The organism is Psychrobacter sp. AOP3-A1-26 (assembly GCF_052378235.1).
Taxonomy (GTDB): domain Bacteria; phylum Pseudomonadota; class Gammaproteobacteria; order Pseudomonadales; family Moraxellaceae; genus Psychrobacter.
Window position 1 is genome coordinate 1 of record NZ_JBQSXN010000127.1, and the last position, 4,950, is coordinate 4,950.

Genomic DNA, 4,950 nt, shown 5'->3' on the forward strand with positions numbered 1-4,950 from the left:
TATTTATCCTATTCAGTAATATAGCGTGCCGCCTCATCAAGCGAGACGCTAACCAAAGTAGAAATACCCGCATTTGGCATGGTGATGCCTTTAAGCTCATCAGCAATCTGCATCGTCAATTTATTGTGACTGATAAAGATAAATTGCAAATCATCTGCCAACTCATGAATCAAACTGGTAAAACGCGCAACATTGGCATCGTCGAGCGGTGCATCGACTTCATCAAGCACACAAAACGGGGCTGGATGCTGCTTAAATATCGCAAAAATCAAACTCAGCGCGGTTAGAGTTTTTTCACCGCCTGACAGTACAGCGAGGCGACTATTACGTTTGCCTTTTGGTTGTGCCATCAAGGTCAGTCCTGCCCGCCACTGCTCCGTTTTTGGGGTATTATCTGGCATATCGTCAGTACTGAGCGTTAGACTGGCTTGCCCACCGCCAAAAACCTTGGCAAATAAATTGGCAAGCTCATTATTGACCGCATCGAGCGTCTGCGTAAACAGCGTCTTGGTAGTTTCATCAATCGAGGCAATCGCTTCGGTCAACGTCTGCATACTAGCGGCAATGTCTGTGGTCTGCTGCGCTAGTGGCTCTAAGCGCTCATTAACTTCTGCCAACTCTGCCACTGCCGCCAGATTGACCGCGCCAATTTTACCTAATTGCTGCTCAAGTTTGCTACGCTCCGACTCAAGCTCAGCGATTTTATCTGGACGCACACGGCGATCATGCGCGATAAAATCAGCCAATAGGTTTGAGACATTCATGGTTTGTTGCGGTTGCTGCGATATGTCCGATTGCGCTTTATATTTATGACTTACCTTATAGTAAGCATCTAGCGCTTCTTGCGTATGGCTACTGGCATCATCCAACCTTGCGGCGCTTAATGCCAGCTCAGTACTATGCTGAGCAAGCTCGCTTTGCTGGGTTTGCAATGACTGTTGCAGCGTATCTAATTCCGTCTGCTGCTGCGCATAATCTTGTTTAAGCACGTTCAATGCGGTCTCGCGCGTCGTCAATAACGTCTGCTGCTCATCGCGCGCGGTTTGTGCGCTTTGTAATGCCGCTTGTAGTGCTGGCAGCTTATTTTGCTGTTGCTCATACTTTGTCTGTAAACTCTGCTCGCTTTCGAGCGACTTATCATATTGCGTACTTGCCCGCGCAAGACTGCTGACACTGTGTTCAAGACGAATGTCACTTTGCTGAATACGCAGTTGTAATGCCTGCCAAGCGTCATCATCCGCTTGTCGTGTGCGAGCGAGCTCACTACGCTCAGTTTGCAATTGCTGACTTGTCGTACGAGCATCCGCTATTTTTGGCGTCAGTGCGGTGATCTCACTTTGAATATGCTGCTGTTCATCATTAAGTGTCTGTAGCTCTTGTGCCAGTTCTTGCTGCTCTTGTTCAAGGGCTTCTTTATCAGTATTTAGACGCTGGCTATCTGCTTGCAGGCGTTCAACGTTAGCGCGCTGAGTAGTAAGTTGCTGCTGGTATTGATGCTTATCGCGGGTTAGTTGCTGCGCTTGAGCGCGGGTTTCTTCTACATTGACCGTCAGCGCATCATAGTCATGCTGATTTTTAGTAATGGCTTTTTGTTGGTGTTGTATTTTTAATTCAATGTCATCAAGCAATTCTTCTAGCGCTTGTAGACGCGTACGCTGCTGTAAACGCTGGGTCAAAAACTGACTACTGCTATCATTTTGACCATTTTGCGCGCCAGCAAACTTGCTTAAATTGATTGTACCTTGACGACTGATAAGCCAACCATCAGTTGTGAGCAAAATAGCTGATGATGGCAATACTTTTAATATTTCGGCAAGCTCATTGTGAGACTGTTGACTGATCGCCTCAGGTTGGGCGATATATAAATAGCACTGCTGCCAAAGCACTAACGTTGGTAGCGTAATCAGCTCTGTTAAAGGCAGAACTTTATCAACCAAGTTATCTGGTAAATCACCAATAAACAGCTCTGCATTCACGTAATTTTGTTTAGCAGATAACAATAAGCTATAACCATTTGTTATTGATGACTTACCTTCTGTATTAGTGTGCTTCTTTTGTACAATCTGGTTTTGCGCTGTCTGATAAATAAACAAGTCGGTTAAGTCAGGCTCAAGCACCTGCCATAAGCTGTGCGTTTTCTCAGAGTCAGCACGCGCGTTATTAACGCTTAGTTGATGGGTTTGATTTGAGATTAGCACATGGCTATCTAACCATAACGCCAATACGCTATCGAGTAGTGCTGCGTGCTCACGTCCTTTTGCGCTTAACTCAATCTGTTCACGTAAAGTTGCAACAGCCAAGTCGTGAGCGTTATTGGCAGCATTTCTTTCTAATTCAGTTTGCCCATTAATAGGCTGTTGAGGTTTTGGCGTCGGCTTCAGATGCAATATCTGGTGCAGAGTATCGTATTCACTTGCCAATACGGCGTGGCGTTTTTCAGACTCATTTAATTCGCGCTGCTGCGTATTCAAACGCTGCTGCAAATCATGGGCTTGCGGTTGTAGCTCTGCTAATCGCTCATCGATGCTGTCTTGTTGGCGCTCAATCTGCTGCAATTGCTTATTCAGCTCAGCAACCTGCGTCTCTAAGGTCTGCTGTAAATGGTTCGCATCAATTTTTTCGCGCCCATCAGTACCATTATTAGTATCAATAGGTGATAGTGATTGTTGTAATTGCTGCCACAAATCCTGCCAATTTTGCTGGCGACGTTGCCATTTCTCCTGGCTTTGCTGCTGACGTTTTTGGGCTTGATGATTAATGGCTTGCTGTTGCTCGAGCGAGCGAGCCTTATCTTGTAAACGCGACAACTGGTTTTGCGCGTCATGGTAGGCACGCTGCAATGGTTGCTCATTGCCTTTATACGTCTCACGTTTACCGCCTAACTCGCTAAGCTGTGGACGCAAAGCTGCTAATGACTCTTGCTGCTCAATCTGCTCAGCCTTTAAGCGCTCAATCTCTTTGCTTGCTTGCTCGCGCTGCTGATATAAGCTCGCAAGCTGCTGCTCGATGGCGTGCAGCTGGGACTTTGCGTCACTTAGTTGATGCTCTGCTTGTTGATAGCTTAATTGCTGCTGATAATGGCTACTTTGGGCATCGTCTTTGAGCCATTGCTCTTGATTGATGTGGGCAGCCAACTTATCTTGCTGAGTTTTTAGCGTCTCGTAACTCGCTTGCAGGGTGGCGACTTCGGCGGCGATACGCTCATGGGCTAATTTTTGCTGCTGCTGGTTATGTTTGGCTTGATATAACTGCTGAATGGAAAGCTGTTGCTTGATATCAGCCAGTGTTAGCGCTAACGCTTCATAACGTTTAGCGCTGGCTGCTTGCTTGGACAGTCGCCTTTGTTGGCTGACCAATTCGCTTTGCATATCATGCAGACGTGCTAAATTATCTTGAGTTTTCTCAAGCTTCTTTTGGGTTTCTTCACGGCGCGCTTGATAGCGCGACACTCCCGCTGCTTCTTCGATAAACTCTCGCAGCTGCATCGGATTGGAATCTACAATTCGCCCAATCATGCCCTGCTCGATGACTGCATAACTGCGTGCACCAAGGCCAGTGCCCAAGAATACATCGACGACATCACGGCGACGACAGCGGGTACCATTGATAAAGTAATCTGAGCGCCCCTCTTTATTTACCTGACGACGGACGGATAGCTCTTGATAGAGATTGAACTCGTGGCGAATACCCGTCTGCTCATCTTGGGTATGCTCAAAAGTTAGCTCGACACTAGCGACACTTTTGGCCGTTTTATCTTGCGTACCAGCGAAGATGACATCACTCATCGCCCCGCCGCGTAATTGCTTAGCAGAGGTTTCGCCCAGCACCCAGCGAATGGCATCAATAACGTTAGATTTGCCACAGCCGTTCGGTCCGACAATGGCGGTAATGCCATGTCGAAAGGTAAAAGTCGTAGGATTGGCAAAGGATTTAAAGCCTGCCAGCTTGAGAGATTTTAGACGCATGAAGAATCAGTAAACTTAGCAAAAACAGGCGGCTATTCTACCTGATATTGTGGTGGGTTTTTAGGGTTTTAGAGGGTTAAGTAATAGTAATACATAGCATTTATTACTATTACTACTAACCTTCATTTAATTACCATTGATTAACTCTCAGATAATAGGATTTTATCTATGGTTTGTTGGTTAGGGTTTTCGACCTGACTACCTTGTTTATCGAACCAAATTTCTTCATCCTGGTAAGTCACAGAAACGACTCCGTTGCTAAAATCCCCGACGAAATCATAATTTAAAGGGACAATTATATTACCTGACTTGTCTATAAAACCACGCGTATCTTTTTGCATCACTCCAGCTAAGCCATCGCTGAACTCATCAGCATAGTCGTAAATCAAAGGAATGACGATATTGCCTAATACGTCAATATAACCATACTTACCATTACTTTCTACAGCGGCCAAACCTTCTTTAAATATATTTATCCAATCAAAATCATTGGATACGATAAATTTCTCGTTTTTATCAATATAACCCCACTTACCATCTTGTTTCACTGCTGCCAACCCTAAGTTGAAGCTATTAGCTTCTTGATACTTAGGCTCAATTATCATCTGTCCTTGTTTATCAATAAAGCCCCATTTGCCCTCTAATTGCACAGCGGCTAAATCCTCTTCAAAGCTCATAGCATCTTCATACTTAAAGGCTATGATTGTTTTCCCTAATGAATCAATAAAGCCCCATTTACCATTTTTTTTGACAACGGCTAAACCACCAGAGAAATCATCACCACAACTGTAAATCATAGGAATAACAAGCTTGCCTTTTTCATCAATAAAGCCAAAACTTTCACAATCATCGTCGTCGGAATTATACAATTTATCAGAATCAATGTTGAATACTAGGGCCAAACCTTCTTGTGGAAGCATGATATCGTCGTAAGGTAGGCATAAAAAAATATTTTCTTTGTTATCAATAAGACTATGCTTCCCCA

The 4,950-nt window shown here is 44.8% G+C and carries 2 protein-coding genes; both read right to left on the bottom strand.

What is annotated here, in order from left to right:
• Positions 1–8: 8 nt before the first annotated feature.
• Positions 9–3,965 (bottom strand): AAA family ATPase, encoded by a 3,957-nt coding sequence (locus ACT3TU_RS13465; RefSeq protein WP_444784483.1) that lies wholly within the window; start codon positions 3,963–3,965, stop codon positions 9–11.
• A 140-nt stretch (positions 3,966–4,105) separates the two neighbouring features.
• The coding region (locus tag ACT3TU_RS13470) for a WG repeat-containing protein (protein ID WP_444784484.1) at positions 4,106–4,950 on the bottom strand (845 nt) is incomplete at its 5' end.